Raw genomic sequence first — 16,126 nt, 5'->3', positions numbered from 1 at the left:
ACGAGCAGCATTCGAGTCAATTCATTCTTATTCGATTCTATTCAATGGTACCCGGCTAGAAAAGACAAATGGGAGACATTGGCGTAAGGACGTATTAAACGATGGTAGAGATGCCTGGACTGCTGAGGTAGAGTTTCCCGAATCGACGAGCATTGGGAATTCAGGTGCCTTAGAGAAATGCTCATCTCGACCAACCTTTCCGCGAGGGAAAACCAATATGACATCTCCTGCAATTCATGCGTTGCCGAGCCGGGATTGTTTATCGCATGAGACGTTGCGATGAGCGGGCCGCTCAAGGGAATTCGCGTGGTCGAGATGGTCGGACTTGGGCCGTGTCCGTTCGCCGCGATGATGCTCGCCGACATGGGGGCGGAAGTGATCCGCATAGATCGTCGGCCGACCGGCGGCGAAACGCCATATCCCATGCAAGGCACGAAATTCGACGTGATGGCGCGTGGGCGCCGCTCGCTCGCGCTGGATCTCAAGCAACCGGAAGGGCGTGAACTGGCGTTGCATCTCGTTGCCCAGGCCGATGCGCTGATTGAAGGTTTTCGCCCTGGCGTGATGGAGCGGCTTGGTCTCGGGCCCGATGCATGCATGGAGCGCAATCCGAAGCTTGTGTACGGCCGCGTGACGGGCTGGGGACAGGATGGCCCGCTGGCTATGACCGCGGGGCACGATGTGAACTACATCGCGATGAGCGGGATGCTGCACGAGCTTGGCCGCAGCGATGCACCGCCGGTGCCGCCGCTGAATCTGCTTGGCGACTTTGGCGGTGGCGGCATGATGCTCGCGTTCGGCGTGGTGTGCGCGCTGCTGGAAGCGCGCGGGTCGGGCAAGGGCCAGGTGATCGATGCCGCGATGGTCGAAGGCTCCGCGCTACTGGGCGCGATGATCTACGGCTACAAGGCGTTCGGCGCGTGGGGCGGCGAACGAGGCACGAGCATGCTTGCCGGCGGCGCGCATTTCTACAATACCTACGCATGCGCGGATAGCAAATTCGTGTCGGTTGGGGCGATCGAACCGCAGTTTTACGCTTTGTTGTTGAAGCTCTGCGGTATCGATGACCCTGCGTTCGATAAGCAGATGGACCGCGAGCAATGGCCATCGTTGAAAACAAAAATAGCGGCCATCTTCGCGACGAAGTCGCGAGCGGCGTGGTGCGAATTGATGGAAGGCACGGACGTGTGCTTTGCGCCCGTGCTCGATATGGACGAAGCACCGGAGCATGTGCATAACCGGACGCGGGGGACGTTTATCGACGTGGACGGCGTGACGCAGCCGGGCCCGGCGCCGCGCTTTAGCCGCACGGCGCCGGAGGTGAGTTCGCCGCCGTCGAGTCCGGGGCAAGATACTGACGCGATTTTGCGGGACTGGAACGTGCCGGGTGAGTTGATGGAGAGGCTGCGGGAGAAGAAGGTGGTTTAGGGGGCTATCCGTCGCCTTTCGCGCGCAGACTCTGGCGATCGATCCCGGTTGACGAATTCCTATATCTCCGACAATATTCGGTTGACGAATTCGTCAAAAACCGAAAAAGAGATGGGTGTTATGGATTTACCGCTGCCTTGGAAGTCGAAGCCTGTACTCACGGAAGAACGTCTCAACGTGATCGCCCGTGATCTTCGCGATATTTACTACGGCGTCGAGTCGCTGCTCGACACAGAAGACGACTGTTCCTATGGGCGCGGGACACTGTTTTTCGGCCGTTCTCGACAACGCCTCATCCGGCTGGGTACCTCAGGTGAGCACGAATGGCTCAAGCTCACCAATGCCGCGATGGACGTTACGCTGGAAATCGAGGGCGTTCCCTTTCGGTTTTTTCGCGACGATCATGAGTCGCCCAAGAAGAAGGGTTTTTGGCGTCGCAACCAGACCGACCAATTGTTCGCACCAACCGATGCCGAGGCGGTGGTCTTCCGGTTTATCGTTCAACGCCCTTTGACTGAAAACGACGAACTCGAGATCTATTTCGTTGGTTATAACGCTGTGGAAGATGCGTTATGCGAATGGCGATTTGGCGATGTCCGGGTTCTCAGCAGCACGGACGACCAGTTGCCGGATGCGGTTCATCAGGACGCTCCGCGAGCCGACCTTCTGCACACGGACGACGACATCTCACAACCCCAACAACCCCACGCCGATACCGGTAAATGACAGTCGAATTCGATGCGGCCAATCTGAGATTGGTCCGCTGCGCTCAAAGCCTTTCACTTGCCGATGTAGGAGACGCAGTCGGCAAGTCGAAACAATTCATCCAGCGGGTCGAGTCTGGAATGGCTCAACCCACTGATGAACTCGTCGATGCGCTGGCTTGCGTCCTCCGCGTGCAGCGCGAGTTCTTTTTCCCTGGCGCACCGCAGGCGTTGCCCGAAGACGCATTCCATTTCCGCAAGTTGACGACGGCAAAGCTGAGCGATAAGCAAACCGTCATCGCCAAAGGCGAACTCTTCCGCCGGTTCGTCGCTTCGATTGACGCCCGGTTGCGGCTTCCCCAATTGGACTTTCCTGAATTCCCAATCGACAGCCCGGAAGCGGCAGAGCGTGCCGCCGAGAAATGCAGGGCGCATTGGGGATTGGGCATGGGACCAATCGGCAATATGGTTCGCGTGCTTGAAAATGCGGGAGCGGTTGTGACCGCGTTCGAAAACTCGGCGAAGGATATCGATGCATTATCTATCGCGTCATCCCGGCCAATCGTGGTGACCAACCGCAGCGACGCGTCAGCGTGCCGCGTCCGCTTCGGATACGCGCACGAGTGCGGTCACTTCGTTGGGCACGTTGGCCGCAAGACGGGCGACAAAGCATCGGAGTCCGAGGCGAATCGGTTTGCCAGTGCGTTCCTGCTTCCTCGAAGCAGCTTCGTCAAGGAATTCCCCGCCTTGAGAGGCGGCACGCAGGTGAACTGGATAGCGTTATCGCAACTTAAATTGCGGTGGCGCGTGAGTAAAGCTGCGATGCTGTATCGCGCGCGGCAACTGAACATTCTTGGTGAAGATCAATACAAGCGCGCGCTGCTAGGACATCTGTTTGAAAAAGGCGAGCGCCACATCGAACACGAGGACCTGTCCATTCCGCATGAAAAACCGGAGCTTCTTCATCACGCGATGACTGTACTCAGAGAAAAGCTGGGCTTGTCGTTGAACGATATTGCCGTGTCCGTGCACATGACCCGCGCCCTCCTCGCAGAAATTGCTCCCTTGGCGGACGACGAGCATGAAGCGGGGACCCATGTTGTTTCGCTTGCGCAATTCCGGCAAAGCCGCGAGAGAACCAGCGGCTAAGCGAACCAACACTAACAGCCGACTCACCCCGCCGGAAACCGCACCACAATCCGGCTGAACGGCACCGACCTGTCGACGCTCACCGCGCCCGCACCCTTGCCCGCATAAGTCGTCACGAGCCGCATGCCGAGGCCTGTACCCTGCGGTTTCGGGAAGTCGATGGGAAACCCGTCCCCCTCGTCCTCCACGGTCAGCAGCACGGCATCATCAGAGCGTTCCAGCATCACGCGCACCGTCCCGCGCCCGTACTTGAGCGCGTTGGTCACAAGCTCCGCCGTCACCAGCCCGAGCGGCGCGAGCCGCGCGGCGGGCAGCACGATCGACTTTCCTTCCAGCGAAACCTCTCGCCCCGCAGCCAATTCAGCCAGATCGGACGTCAGGCCGCGCAGGTAACTGGTTGCATCCGTAGCTTCCGCGCCGTCGTCCTGATAGAGCCGGTGATGCACCGAGCCCACCGTGCGCACGCGCGTGGCCGCCGCCTGCAAATGCGTGGCGACGGATTTATCGCCGGCAAGATTCGCCTGCAGCGCGAGCAAGGTCTGCACAAGCTGGAGACTGTTGCGAACCCGGTGATGAACCTCCTTCATCATCATTGCCGAATTGCCGAGCTGCGTCTCCTGGCTCAATACGAGCGCGGCCAGTTCCTCCTCGTTCTCGTGCCGTTCAGTGACATCGCGCATGGTCAGCACAATGCGTTTCACGCGCTCATCGGTATCCATAATGGGCGCCACCGATACATCCCACCAGCGCGCATCGCCCGCACGCGTCGGGCAGGGACCTTCGAACCGCACCGGTTCGCCGCTCGCGGATTTCGCCAGCGCCTGCAGGACCTTCGGGCGTTGATCGTCGGGCCACAAGTCGGCGCAAGCCGTGCCGCCGACCTCCGCGAAGTCGTCGATGCTCAATGCCGCCAGGCCGTTGTCGTTCATGAACTCGATACCGCCATCCAGCGACAGCACCTGGATACAGTCCGTGCTCGCGTTCAGCACGCTGGTGGAGAACAGCTCGTCGGCGTCGGTTTGCGTTTCCGCGGCCAGCCTTTCGCGGCTCATGGAAATGACGTTCGCGATCGCTTCCAGGAAGACGATGTCCGTTTCGCTGAAGTCTTCGTCGTCGGAGCTATCGGCTTCGAGCACGCCGAAGGTTTCGGGAATGCCGCGAATGGGCACGTTGATGGCACGCTTGATGCCGTGCCGGGCAAGCAACTCGGGCGTGCGGAAACGATGTTCGGTGCCAAGGTGATTCGACAACACCGGGCGGCCGCTGACAAATGCGTGGCCGGCGGGACTGGCGTCGTCAGCGCCGAGTTCGGTTGTGCCGATGTCGGCCGGGTCCCAGCCGACGCCGGCCTCCAGCACGAAGGTTTCGGTTTCGGGCTGATAGCGCAGCACCTTCGCGAAGCGCGAGCGCAGTCCAGCCGATACCGCCTTGCAGGCTTCGTCGAGGAGCACGTTGGCACTGTGTACGCGCAGCACCGACGTCGCGAATTGCACGGCGATCTCGTGCTGCAGGCGCAGACGGCTGACGGACCGGTCGACGGCACTGCGGATCGTTTCTTCGGGTGGCAATGCATCCATCGGGTTCTCCTTGACCGCGGTGTCGCCCAGGCTTTTTTCCGGCGATTGGTGTTCACGCGCCAATTCTAACCGTGGAGTTTAAAAGGTCACTTATTTGGCTAGGGGTACGTACGCGACGGTGAAGTTCAGGCGACCTCTCTCGGTATAATCCCGAATGTTATGATCGTAACAACAAGGTGTTAGAATAATGCATCGATTAACCGGAAAATGTTGTGCGCTGCACAACCGGCCATGCTCATGCTCGATGTTGCTTCCCAACCTGTTCTCCCCTTGCGCGGCAAACCGCTCTCTCATCATGAGCAGCAGCGCAATCCCGGCGTTCCGCTGGATCTCTCCTGGTTAGATACCTTACGCGTGAACCAGTCGGCAGTCGTCCGGCGAGTCAGCACGTTGGGCACGCGCCGGGCGGTTAAGAAAGACGCACAAGCTGCGTGGCTGCTCAAAGCCATTACGTGTATCGACCTGACCACCCTCAACGGCGACGACACCGCCGCGCGCGTCGAACGCCTGTGCGCCAAAGCTCGCCGTCCGATTCGCGACGACCTGTTGGAGTCGCTGGGCATGCCGCCCGGCTCAATCAAGACCGGCGCCGTGTGCGTGTATCACCGCTTCGTCGGCACGGCCGTCGCGGCGCTTGCCGGTAGCGGCATCCCTGTCGCGGCCGTTTCCACCGGCTTTCCCGCCGGCCTGATTCCCCATCCGCTGAAGCTGAAGGAAATCGAGGCATCGGTGAAAGACGGCGCGGCGGAAATCGATATCGTCGTCACGCGAGAACATGTGCTCACCGGCAACTGGCAAGCGCTCTATGACGAAATGCGCGACTTCCGCGCAGCCTGCGGCCCGGCGCATATCAAGGCGATTCTCGCCACCGGCGACATCCGCACACTCTCGAACATCGCCAAGGCATCCATGGTCTGCATGATGGCCGGCGCCGATTTCATCAAGACGTCCACCGGCAAGGAGGGCGTCAACGCGACCCTCGACGTCTCGCTCGTGATGGTGCGCATGATTCGCGACTACCTTGAACGCACGGGCGTGATGATCGGCTTCAAACCGGCGGGCGGCGTGTCCACCGCCAAGTCGGTGCTCGAATACCAGATCCTTATGAAGGAAGAACTCGGCCGCGAATGGCTCGAACCGGAGTTGTTTCGCATAGGCGCGTCGAGCCTTCTCGCCGATATCGAACGCCAACTCGAGCATCACGTCACCGGCCGCTATTCGGCTTTCCATCGTCATCCGGTTGCTTGATTCAGCACCGCATCATCTCTTACACGAGCTCCCCAATGAGCGTAGCCGACTACTTCAACTCGATGGATTACGGACCTGCACCGGAAGACGACGGCGCCGCGCGCGCCTGGCTGGAACAACACGCGACCGGCTTTGGCCATTTCATCGACGGCGCTTTTCGCGCGCCGCTGGCGGGTGAGCAATTCGACTCGCTGGAACCCGCGACCGGGCGCGTGATTGCAAGCATCGCGCAGGGCGATCAGGCGGATATCGACGCGGCAGTCGATGCTGCGCATCGGGCGCTGCCTGCGTGGCAAGCGCTGGGCGGCGCGGGACGTGCGCGCCATTTGTATGCGCTCTCACGCATGGTCCAGCGGCATGCGCGCTTGTTTTCCGTGGTCGAATCGATGGATAACGGAAAGCCGATCCGCGAGTCCCGCGACATCGATATCCCGCTTGTGGCGCGGCATTTCCTGCATCACGCGGGTTGGGCGCAGCTGCAGGATCGCGAGTTCGCCGATTGGGCTCCGCTGGGGGTTATCGGTCAGATCGTGCCGTGGAATTTTCCGCTGCTGATGCTCTCGTGGAAGATCGCGCCCGCGCTCGCGCTGGGTAATTGCGTCGTGCTGAAGCCCGCCGAATACACGCCGCTCACCGCGTTGTTGTTCGCTGAATTGGCGGCGCGCGCAGGCTTGCCCGCAGGCGTGCTGAACGTGGTCACCGGCGACGGCCGCACGGGCGCGGCGCTGGTCGACCATCCGCGCGTGGCGAAGATTGCGTTCACTGGATCGACTGAAGTGGGCCGGCAGATTCGTGTCGCGACTGCGGGCTCGGGCAAGTCGCTGACGCTTGAACTCGGCGGCAAGTCGCCCTTTATCGTATTCGATGACGCCGATCTCGACAGCGCCGTGGAAGGTGTCGTCGATGCAATCTGGTTCAACCAGGGCCAGGTCTGCTGCGCAGGTTCGCGGCTGCTGGTGCAGGAAGGCGTGGAGAAGCGCTTCATCGATAAATTGAAACGCCGCATGGATACGCTGCGTGTTGGGCCGTCGCTCGACAAGGGCATCGACCTGGGCGCGATCGTCGATACGGTACAGCTCGAACGCATCCGTTCGCTTGTTGAGCGCGGTGTGCAGGAAGGTTGCGAGATTCATCAACCCAAGGGCTTGCGCATGCCCGAGCAAGGCGCGTTTTATCCACCCACTCTGGTGACGAACGTCGCGCCTGCATCGACACTCGCGCAAGAGGAAATCTTCGGGCCGGTGCTGGTGACAATGAGCTTTCGCACGCCTGACGAAGCGGTCGCGCTGGCCAATCATTCGCGTTACGGACTGGCTGCGAGCGTGTGGAGCGAGACCATCGGCCGCGCGCTGGATATCGCGCCGCGTCTGCAATGCGGCGTGGTCTGGATCAACGCGACGAATCTGTTCGATGCAGGTGTCGGCTTCGGCGGCTATCGTGAATCGGGCTTTGGCCGTGAAGGCGGACGCGAGGGGATTTACGAGTATCTGAAGCCGCGCGCGTGGACTAAGCTGGCCCTTCGCGCCGAGCGTACCGAGCCTGTTGCGCAGCCTTCCGCTTTCGACGCGGACAGTAACGTCAGCGCGCTCGACCGTACTGCGAAGCTGTTTATCGGCGGCAAGCAGGTTCGGCCCGATAGCGGTTATTCACGGCTGGTGCATGCACCGTCGGGGGCGATCGTCGGTGAAGTGGGCGAGGGCAATCGCAAGGATGTGCGTAATGCCGTAGCCGCTGCGCGCAGCGCTGAAAAGTGGTCGCAAGCGAGCACGCATAACCGCGCCCAGGTGCTGTATTACCTCGCGGAAAACCTGTCGGCGCGTGCGGATGAATTCGCTAAGCAACTCGTCGCGCGGACCGGCGTTTCCGCTGCTGAAGCCGAGCGTGAAGTCGAAGCCTCGATCACGCGTTTGTTCACCTACGGCGCATGGGCCGACAAGTTCGATGGCGCGGTGCATTCACCGCCGCTAAGAGGCGTTGCGCTGGCGATGCACGAACCGCTCGGCGTGATCGGCGTGGTGTGCCCGGATGAAGCGCCGCTGCTTGGCCTCGTCTCGTTGATCGCACCGGCGCTTGCGTTGGGTAACCGCGTGATCGCCGTGCCGAGCGAAACGTGCCCGATGATGGCGACCGATTTTTACCAGGTGGTCGAGACGTCGGATGTGCCCGCCGGTGCGTTGAACATCGTCACCGGCGAGCGCAAGGCGCTGGCGTCGACTCTCGCAAGACATGACGATGTAGACGCATTGTGGTGCTTCGGCGGCGCGGATTTATCGACGCTGACCGAGCGCGAATCGGTGGGAAACCTGAAGCGCACGTTCGTCGATTATGGCCGCGCGTTTGACTGGTTCGATGCCGCGAGCGAAGGCCTGCCCTTCCTGCGGCAAGCCGTGCAAGTGAAGAACATCTGGATCCCGTACGGAGATTGAACGTTCGAAGCCCGGGTCAAATAGAATCATGAGCGATGACCTCGCAATGCAGCGTGGCACGCTCAACATGAAGGAGACGCAATGCTGAAGAACCTCGATCCGCTGCTGAACGCCGACGTCCTGCACGCGCTGTGCGCAATGGGGCATGGCGATGAAGTCGTGATCTGCGACGCCAATTTTCCGGCCGATTCTGTCGCGCGCCAAACGGTGCTTGGCCATGTGCTCCGGCTCGATGGCGTGAATTCGCCGCGTGCGATTCGCGCGGTGTTGTCGGTGTTGCCGCTGGATAGTTTCGTCGATCATCCGGCCGAGCGCATGGAAGTGGTCGCAGACGCCAACGCGCTTCCCGCCGTGCAGCGCGAAGCGCAAACCGAGGTCGATGCCGCCGAAGGGCGCGCGACGCCCTTTGCTTCCATCGAACGATTCGCGTTTTATGAGCGCGCCAAGCAGGCGTATTGCGTGATTGCTACGGGTGAAGCGCGCGGTTATGGTTGCTTCATCTTCAAGAAGGGCGTGAACCTGGCGCCCGATGCGCCCGCTGCTTCGGATTCGGAGAGCGCACGATGAGCCGCAGCGTCGTCATCCTCGGCATCTACGTGACGGATCTCACGTTCCGCGCCGAGCGCATGCCGCTGCTTGGCGAGACCATCGCCGGATCGGCGTTTGCGATGGGACCCGGCGGCAAGGGCTCGAACCAGGCCGTGGCCGCCGCGCGCGCCGGCGCTGACGTGATCTTCTGCACGCGCCTCGGCGCCGATGCGTTCGGCGACATCGCACGCTCGACGTGGGCCGCGGAAGGCATCACGGCTCGGGCGATAACAACGGACGGCGTGGCGACTGGCGCGGCGCATATCTTCGTTGACGACGCCACGGGCGGTAACGCGATCATCGTTGCAGCGGGTGCGGCAGGACGCTTGTGCCCCGAAGACGTTGAAGCGATAGAAGCCGATATCGCGACCGCCGCCGTGTTCGTCACGCAGCTTGAACAGCCCGTTCCGGCTGCGCGACGTGGACTCGAACTCGCGCGTCGTCACGGCGTGACGACCGTGTTCAATCCGGCACCCGCTGCGTCGCTCGATGACGATATCTTCCCGCTCTGCGATTACATCACGCCGAACGAGACCGAGGCATCGGCGTTGACGGGTATCACGGTTGCATCCGTCGACGACGCTCGCCGAGCCGCTGACGTTCTGCTCGCAAAGGGAGTGCGCGCCGTGATCGTGACGCTGGGCGAAGCGGGAGCGTTGCTGCATACGCCGGAACAATCGGTGCTGGTTCCTGCGTTCAAATGCGGTCGCGTGGTCGAGACCGCAGGCGCGGGCGATGGCTTCACCGGCGGCTTCGCCGCGGCGCTTGCGCGCGGCGAAAGCCCGCTGGACGCGGTGCGTTTCGGCTGTGCGCTGGCGAGCTTGTCGGTCACGCGTGCCGGCACCGCGCCGTCGATGCCGACGCTCGCTGAAATCGAAGCGGTGCTTCGTGGTGAACCTGTGAAATCCGGCAGTGCGTCGGCTCACCAATCCTGAACGGAGGAGCGCCGCGATGAACCCATCGAAATGGTTCGCCGACCGGCAACTGAATTTCCTGGTCGGCGTGAACCTGCTGGTCGTGATTGTCGCGACCGCGTTGTCACATGGCCAGTTCGTCGATATCGACAACCTCCAGTCCATGGGCAGCCAGCTTCCCGAACTGGGGCTGCTTGCGCTCGGCATCATGCTCTCGATGGTGTCGGGTAACGGCGGTATCGATTTGTCGGGCGTTGCGCTCGCGAACCTCTCCGGCATGGTGGCGGCGCAACTGCTGCCCATGCTCGTTTCCGCCGATAACTCCCCGTCGCTCTACACCGCCGTGTTCTGCGCGGTCACCGTGGCGCTTGGCGCGATCGGCGGCTTGATGAACGGAGTGATCATCGCGCGATTGAAGCTCACGCCTATCCTTTGCACGCTGGGCACGTCGCTGCTTTTTACTGGCATCGCCGTGGTGTTGAGCAATGGTGCATCGGTACGGGTGGAATACGTCGATGCCCTCTCCGACATCGGCAACGGCACCTTCCTGCAAGTACCCATCTCGCTGTGGATCTTCGTAGTTACGGTGTTGCTGCTCGGCTGGGTCCTGAAGCGCACACCTTTCGGATTGCGTCTCTATCTCATGGGCACGAATCCGAAAGCCGCGTTCTATGCAGGCATTCCGCGCGATCGCATGTTGATCCTGACCTACGGCATGTGCGGCGTGCTCGCGTCGCTTGCGGGGCTTATCAGCGCGTCGCATACGTCCAGCGCGAAGTGGGACTACGGCAACTCGTACCTGCTGATCGCGATCCTGATCGCGGTGATGGGCGGTGTGAATCCCGCAGGGGGCTATGGCCGGATCATCTGCGTATTCCTCGCCGCGACCGTGCTTCAGTTCCTCTCCAGCCTGTTCAATCTGCTCGGCGTCTCGCAGTTCTTCGGCGATTGCGCGTGGGGCTTCCTGCTGCTCGCGTCCCTGGCGCTGGCGGGCGGTGAACGCGTACGGGCGATCTTCGGCCTGGGCGGCGCCACTCCTGTTTCGAAGGTGCCAAAACCACCGGCGGCGTGATTGGACAAACACGCGGATAAACAAGTTTTCCCGGCTTCAAATTTCACCTCATGTGCATCACAGACAAACCATAACGGAGACAACGCATGAAACTGAATCGAATCGCCATCGCACTCACGGCTGTCACGCTGGCAGCCGGAGCCATTGCTGTCGCGCAAGCCGCGACCGACCAGACCATCGTCACGGTGGTGAAGGTCACGGGGATCAACTGGTTCAACCGGATGGACGACGGCGTGAAGGAATTCGCCAAGGACAATCCCGGTGTGAACGCGTATCAAACCGGACCGGGACGCGCGGACGCTGCGCAACAACTGAAGATCATCGAAGACTTGATCGCGAAGAAAGTCACCGCGATCGCGGTGGTTCCCTACGATCCGCCGACCCTCGAACCGGCGCTGAAGAAAGCGATGGATCGCGGCATCAAGGTTGTCACGCATGAAGCGGACAACGAGAAGAACACGATGGTTGACATCGAAGCCTTCGATAACACCGCGTACGGTGCAGGCCTGAACGAACGCCTTGCGAAGTGCATGGGCGATCAAGGCAAGTGGGCCGTGCTGGTGGGTTCGCTCGGCAGCCGTTCGCAGGTTCAATGGGCGGATGGCGGTATCGGCAATGCGAAGCAGAAGTATCCGAAGATGGATCTCGTCGAGCCGAAGCTTGAAACCAACAACGACGGCGAACGTGCTTACCAGGTTGCGAAGGAAGTGCTGCGCAAGCATCCGGACCTGACGGGCTTTCAAGGGTCATCGTCGCTGGACGTGATCGGCATTGGGCGCGCGGTGGAGGAGGCCGGCAAGATTGGCAAGATTTGCGTGTACGGCACGGGCCTGCCGACAGAAGCCGGCAAGTTCCTCGAGAGCGGCGCGATCAACGGCATTGCGTTCTGGGATCCGAAGCTCGCTGGTATCGCGATGAACAAGGTTGCGAAAATGTTGATCGACGGCAAGACGGTGGAGAACGGCGCGGACCTGGGCCTGGTTGGTTATAACAAGGTCACGGTGGAGAAGGGTCCGGGCAAGGGCATCATCGTGCGCGGCACGGGCTGGGTGGATGTCGACAAGACCAACTACAAGCAGTATCCGTTCTGATTGTCTTCACGAAAGCAGTGAAGCGCGCACGGCTGCCGTGCGCGCTGTCTTCAGGAAGTTGAAAGGGTAGAAGGTTCAATGATGAGTACAGCGCCGCTTCTCGAAGTCGTCGATATCCACAAGCGCTTTACCGGCGTGTATGCGCTGCGTGGCGTGAGCCTGTCGTTCCAGCGCGGGCAGATTTATCACCTGCTCGGCGAGAACGGTTGCGGCAAGAGCACGCTGATCAAGATCATCTCCGGTGCGCAGCCGCCCGATCAGGGCGAGCTCGTGATCGAAGGCGTCAGGCATGCGCGGCTTGCGCCGCTGGAGGCGTTGTCGGCGGGTATCGAAACGGTGTATCAGGACCTTTCGCTGCTGCCCAACATGAGTGTTGCGGAGAACGTGGGGTTGACGTCGGAGTTGGCTGAACACGCGGGGCGGCTTGCGCGGACCTTCGATCGCCGCGCGTTGGCCAAAACGGCGGCGCGTGCTTTGGAAGCGGTGGGCTTGCCCGGCGATGCTGATTTCCAGGCCACGCTGGTCGAGCAATTGCCGCTGGCGACGCGGCAACTCGTGGCTATCGCGCGCGTGATCGCGAGCGAGGCGAAGTTCGTCATCATGGATGAGCCGACTACATCGCTTACGCAAAAGGAAGTCGATAACCTGATCGCGGTGCTGGCTAAGTTGCGTGCCGATGGCGTCGCCGTGCTGTTCGTCAGTCACAAGCTGGATGAGTGCTACGCGATTGGCGGTGAAGTGATCGTGCTGCGCGATGGTCAGAAGATGGCGCAAGGGCCGATCGAGAATTACACGAAGGCGCAGATTGGCGAGCTGATGACGGGCAAGCAGTTATCGAATGAACGATATCGGCAGGCTGAAGTCATGGATGGGCAGCAAGTTGTGCTGGATGTGAAGGCGTTGTCGCGGTCGCGCCAGTTCGCCGATGTCACGTTCTCGCTGCATCGTGGAGAGATTCTTGGCGTCACGGGTTTGCTCGACTCGGGGCGCAACGAATTGGCGCGAGCATTGGCAGGCGTCGCGCCGGCGGATAGCGGCACGGTCACGCTGGATGGTTCCATCGTGCGGCTTAAAACGCCGTCCGATGCGAAGTGGCAGCGCATAGGGTACGTGCCCGAAGACCGCTTGAACGAAGGGCTTTTCCTCGATAAATCCATTCGCGACAACGTCATCACTGCGATGATCTCGAGCTTGCGCGATCGCTTTGGACAGGTTGACCGGAAGCGCACACGCGAGCTTGCCGAGCGCACCGTGAAGGAATTGCAGATTGCGACACCTGACATCGACAAGCCGGTGCAATCGCTTTCGGGTGGCAACCAGCAACGCGTGTTGATCGGCCGATGGCTGGCTATCGATCCACGCGTGTTGATCCTGCACGGCCCGACCGTGGGCGTGGATGTGGGGTCGAAGGACATCATTTACCGCATCATGCAGCGGCTGGCGGAGCAGGGCATCGGGATCATTCTGATCAGCGATGACTTGCCTGAGTTGCTGCAGAACTGCGACCGAATCCTGATGATGAAGAAGGGGCGTGTCTCGAACGAATATCGTGCGGGGCAATTGACTGAAGCCGATCTTTATCACGCTTTACTTTCAGAGGCAGCATGAGCGAGTCACTTCATCGCGTTGCTCAGACATCGCAAGGCGCAACCGCTGCGGGTCCGGCTTTGGCCGAAGTCGCACCGCAGGTGCGGCAACTGAGTTTTGCCGCACGGTTGATGCGCAATCCTGAATGGTTCACAGCGGGTTTGATTCTCGTGACGTGTCTGGTGGTGGGCACGTTGAACCCGCGCTTCTTCCAGTTCGCGACGCTCTTCGATTTGCTGCATTCAGGGACGACGGTGTCGTTGTTTGCAATGGGCACGCTGGTTGTGCTGGCATCGGGTGGTATCGATGTGTCGTTCACGGCCATTGCTGCTTTTACGATGTATTCGATCACCAAGGCCGTGTTTGCCTGGTGGCCCGATGCACCGTTTTTTCTGATTTTGATTTGCGGGGCAGTGGGTGGCGTGTTGCTTGGGCTCATCAACGGCGTGCTGGTGCATCGGCTGAAGGCGCCTTCGTTGATTGTGACTATTGGCACGCAGTATCTGTATCGCGGGTTGTTGCTGACGTTCGTCGGAACGCAGTTTTTCATGAATATCCCGCACAGCATGGATAGCTTCGGGCAGTTGCCGCTGTTTTTCTATCACACGAACGATGGGCTTCGGGCGGTGTTGCCGGTCTCGGTCATTGCGCTGTTTCTTGCCGCGGGTGTCACGTGGTGGCTGCTTAACCGCACGATGATGGGACGGGGCGTGTATGCGATGGGCGGGAGTTTGCCAATCGCCGAGCGGCTTGGTTATAACCTGCGGGCTATTCATCTTTTTGTGTTTGGTTACACCGGGATGCTGGCGGGGATTGCCGGGATCTTGCATGTATCGACGAACAGGCTGGCGAATCCGTTCGATCTGGTCGGGACTGAGCTGGATGTGATTGCCGCGGTGATTCTTGGGGGCGCCAGGATTACGGGTGGGACGGGGACGGTGGTGGGGACGTTGCTCGGCGTGGTGCTGGTGACGCTGATTAACAGCGTGTTGATACTGATTGGTGTGCCTAGTACGTGGCAGAAGGTGATTATCGGGGGTTTTATTCTGGTCGCGGGGACGTTGTTCGCGTTGGGGAGAAGGGTGGCGTAGGGAGGTGGTCCGGGGCTTTCAGTGTTAGCGGTCGGGGTCATTGCCGGGTTGCTGCTTTCGGGGTTGGTGGTCTGCGTGAGTGAGCTATTTTCTTTATCACTATTAGCCACTGCGCGTGGCGGCGCGTCATTTCTTTGTCCAAAGCGACAAAGAAACGAAGCAAAGAAAGCGCTTTCAAAACGCGGGCTCGTAAGTTGACCTAGCGTGCACTTTCCACGTTTTTGGCACCCCAAAAGCACGGTGCTCGCCAGAGCGGAGGATGTGTGAACCCCTCCTTCTCGCGAATCCTGACACGAACACGCTTCGCCCCGTACGCTCTCGGGCAAGCACCCTTGCCAAAGAAAACATCCAACTCACGCAGACCGCTATGGCCGAAAGTCGCAACCCGGCAATGAATCCGACCACTAACGCCGAAAGCACCAACCCGCAACGCCGAGAGCCCCAATCCGCCATAATCTCCGAGCGAGTGCGAACGACTCACTTCTTGACTTCCATCCCCTTCTCCGTGATCAGCGAATTGAACTGATCGAGCTGAGAAAACCGCACAGCCTTGACCTTCCCCAACTTGCTGGCATCGACCACCAGATGCCTTTCGACCGCACTCTCCATCGCAGCTTGCTTGATCGCGACCTCGTGAAAGTTCCAGCACGTCACGCCGCGCGCTTCATCCACCCCGCCGGCTGAAATAAATGCCTTGTTGATCCCCATCCGCCGCAACGTCTCGATGCTTTCATCGCTGGAAAACGAATCCGACGAGGGCGCGTAAACGCCTCCCAATAGAATCATCCGCACGTTCGCCTTGCGCCGCAAAATCTCAGCCACATTGAGCGAATAACACACCACCGTCAAATGCATGTCGGCGGGAATGAGCCGCGCCAACGTGGTCAGCGTCGTCCCGCAATCGATGAAAATGGTCTCGTTGTCAGCAAGCAGCCGCGCAGCCACCGCCGATGCTTCCGCCTTGGCCGCCGCGAAATGATCCTTCTCTTCATCGATCGTATAACCCGCGCCGTTCGGGACATCCGAGGCGCGAACGATATATCCGCCAAGATAAGTAAACGTCCCCGGACTCGATGCTATGTCGCGGCGAACCGTCATCTCCGATACATCGAGCAAGGTCGCCGCATCGCGAAGACGCATCACGCTTTGCTCGCGCAAAGCATCGGCAAGAACACGCAAACGATCGCTTTTGGTCATTCGCTGAGGACAGTGGACGCAAGCTGCACGTCGTGGATGTGGTTGTTAGATTTT

General features: G+C 60.5%; 13 protein-coding genes. 11 read left to right on the top strand and 2 right to left on the bottom strand.

Annotation, left to right across the window (positions count from 1 at the left end; genetic code table 11):
- The first annotated feature begins 279 nt into the window (after positions 1-279).
- The 3 genes from ACSOSP_RS23645 to ACSOSP_RS23635 are packed head-to-tail and all read left to right on the top strand — an operon-like array spanning position 280 to position 3,281.
- Entirely contained in the window at positions 280-1,428 is a 1,149-nt protein-coding gene (locus ACSOSP_RS23645; RefSeq protein ID WP_455313334.1) for a CaiB/BaiF CoA transferase family protein, read from the top strand.
- Between the two features lie 48 nt (positions 1,429-1,476).
- Positions 1,477-2,154, top strand: a complete 678-nt coding sequence (locus ACSOSP_RS23640) for a hypothetical protein (protein ID WP_455313333.1) — start codon at positions 1,477-1,479, stop codon at positions 2,152-2,154.
- Positions 2,151-3,281, top strand: a complete 1,131-nt coding sequence (locus ACSOSP_RS23635) for a helix-turn-helix domain-containing protein (RefSeq protein WP_455313332.1) — start codon at positions 2,151-2,153, stop codon at positions 3,279-3,281. The genes ACSOSP_RS23640 and ACSOSP_RS23635 overlap by 4 nt, the downstream gene beginning before the upstream one ends.
- Before the next feature lie 23 nt (positions 3,282-3,304).
- Here ACSOSP_RS23635 and ACSOSP_RS23630 read toward each other — a convergent pair whose 3' ends face one another.
- Positions 3,305-4,858 carry a sensor histidine kinase gene (locus ACSOSP_RS23630; protein WP_455313331.1) on the bottom strand — a complete coding sequence of 518 codons (1,554 nt, stop codon included), beginning with the start codon at positions 4,856-4,858 and terminating at the stop codon, positions 3,305-3,307.
- A gap of 237 nt (positions 4,859-5,095) precedes the next feature.
- Here ACSOSP_RS23630 and deoC point away from each other — a divergent pair, with 237 nt between their 5' ends.
- The 8 genes from deoC to ACSOSP_RS23590 all read left to right on the top strand — a co-directional run bounded on the left by deoC (position 5,096) and on the right by ACSOSP_RS23590 (position 14,875).
- Complete coding sequence (deoC, locus tag ACSOSP_RS23625; protein ID WP_455313330.1) at positions 5,096-6,106, top strand: deoxyribose-phosphate aldolase; 1,011 nt, start codon at positions 5,096-5,098, stop codon at positions 6,104-6,106.
- A gap of 35 nt (positions 6,107-6,141) precedes the next feature.
- On the top strand, positions 6,142-8,532 hold the full coding sequence (locus ACSOSP_RS23620) for an aldehyde dehydrogenase family protein (RefSeq protein WP_455313329.1): 2,391 nt from the start codon (positions 6,142-6,144) through the stop codon (positions 8,530-8,532).
- Between the two features lie 81 nt (positions 8,533-8,613).
- Positions 8,614-9,099, top strand: coding sequence for an RbsD/FucU family protein (locus ACSOSP_RS23615; protein WP_455313328.1), 486 nt, complete (start codon positions 8,614-8,616; stop codon positions 9,097-9,099).
- A complete protein-coding gene (gene rbsK / locus ACSOSP_RS23610; protein WP_455313327.1) occupies positions 9,096-10,055 on the top strand; it encodes a ribokinase in 960 nt (319 codons plus the stop codon). Before ACSOSP_RS23615 ends, rbsK begins: the two co-directional genes overlap by 4 nt.
- A gap of 16 nt (positions 10,056-10,071) precedes the next feature.
- Positions 10,072-11,106 carry an ABC transporter permease gene (locus ACSOSP_RS23605; RefSeq protein WP_455313326.1) on the top strand — a complete coding sequence of 345 codons (1,035 nt, stop codon included), beginning with the start codon at positions 10,072-10,074 and terminating at the stop codon, positions 11,104-11,106.
- An 86-nt stretch (positions 11,107-11,192) separates the two neighbouring features.
- A complete protein-coding gene (locus tag ACSOSP_RS23600) occupies positions 11,193-12,197 on the top strand; it encodes a substrate-binding domain-containing protein (RefSeq protein ID WP_455313325.1) in 1,005 nt (334 codons plus the stop codon).
- 78 nt (positions 12,198-12,275) lie between these two features.
- On the top strand, positions 12,276-13,805 hold the full coding sequence (locus tag ACSOSP_RS23595; protein ID WP_031359932.1) for a sugar ABC transporter ATP-binding protein: 1,530 nt from the start codon (positions 12,276-12,278) through the stop codon (positions 13,803-13,805).
- Positions 13,802-14,875 (top strand): ABC transporter permease, encoded by a 1,074-nt coding sequence (locus ACSOSP_RS23590; protein ID WP_455313324.1) that lies wholly within the window; start codon positions 13,802-13,804, stop codon positions 14,873-14,875. Before ACSOSP_RS23595 ends, ACSOSP_RS23590 begins: the two co-directional genes overlap by 4 nt.
- A 477-nt stretch (positions 14,876-15,352) precedes the next feature.
- Here ACSOSP_RS23590 and ACSOSP_RS23585 read toward each other — a convergent pair whose 3' ends face one another.
- Positions 15,353-16,072, bottom strand: a complete 720-nt coding sequence (locus tag ACSOSP_RS23585; RefSeq protein ID WP_455313323.1) for a DeoR family transcriptional regulator — start codon at positions 16,070-16,072, stop codon at positions 15,353-15,355.
- Positions 16,073-16,126 lie beyond the last annotated feature (54 nt).

The sequence above is a fragment of the Caballeronia sp. KNU42 genome (assembly GCF_053760385.1).
The sequence above is the reverse complement of the archived record's forward strand: the minus strand, read 5'-3'. Positions and strand labels throughout refer to the sequence as shown.

Excerpts from the sequence above, each read along its gene's own strand:
- ACSOSP_RS23645 (WP_455313334.1), top strand. The coding sequence starts at position 280 with ATGAGCGGGCCGCTCAAGGGAATTCGCGTGGTCGAGATGGTCGGACTT.
- ACSOSP_RS23635 (WP_455313332.1), top strand. The coding sequence starts at position 2,151 with ATGACAGTCGAATTCGATGCGGCCAATCTGAGATTGGTCCGCTGCGCT.
- ACSOSP_RS23630 (WP_455313331.1), bottom strand. The coding sequence starts at position 4,858 with ATGGATGCATTGCCACCCGAAGAAACGATCCGCAGTGCCGTCGACCGG.
- deoC (WP_455313330.1), top strand. The coding sequence starts at position 5,096 with ATGCTCGATGTTGCTTCCCAACCTGTTCTCCCCTTGCGCGGCAAACCG.
- ACSOSP_RS23620 (WP_455313329.1), top strand. The coding sequence starts at position 6,142 with ATGAGCGTAGCCGACTACTTCAACTCGATGGATTACGGACCTGCACCG.
- ACSOSP_RS23615 (WP_455313328.1), top strand. The coding sequence starts at position 8,614 with ATGCTGAAGAACCTCGATCCGCTGCTGAACGCCGACGTCCTGCACGCG.
- rbsK (WP_455313327.1), top strand. The coding sequence starts at position 9,096 with ATGAGCCGCAGCGTCGTCATCCTCGGCATCTACGTGACGGATCTCACG.
- ACSOSP_RS23605 (WP_455313326.1), top strand. The coding sequence starts at position 10,072 with ATGAACCCATCGAAATGGTTCGCCGACCGGCAACTGAATTTCCTGGTC.
- ACSOSP_RS23600 (WP_455313325.1), top strand. The coding sequence starts at position 11,193 with ATGAAACTGAATCGAATCGCCATCGCACTCACGGCTGTCACGCTGGCA.
- ACSOSP_RS23595 (WP_031359932.1), top strand. The coding sequence starts at position 12,276 with ATGATGAGTACAGCGCCGCTTCTCGAAGTCGTCGATATCCACAAGCGC.
- ACSOSP_RS23590 (WP_455313324.1), top strand. The coding sequence starts at position 13,802 with ATGAGCGAGTCACTTCATCGCGTTGCTCAGACATCGCAAGGCGCAACC.
- ACSOSP_RS23585 (WP_455313323.1), bottom strand. The coding sequence starts at position 16,072 with ATGACCAAAAGCGATCGTTTGCGTGTTCTTGCCGATGCTTTGCGCGAG.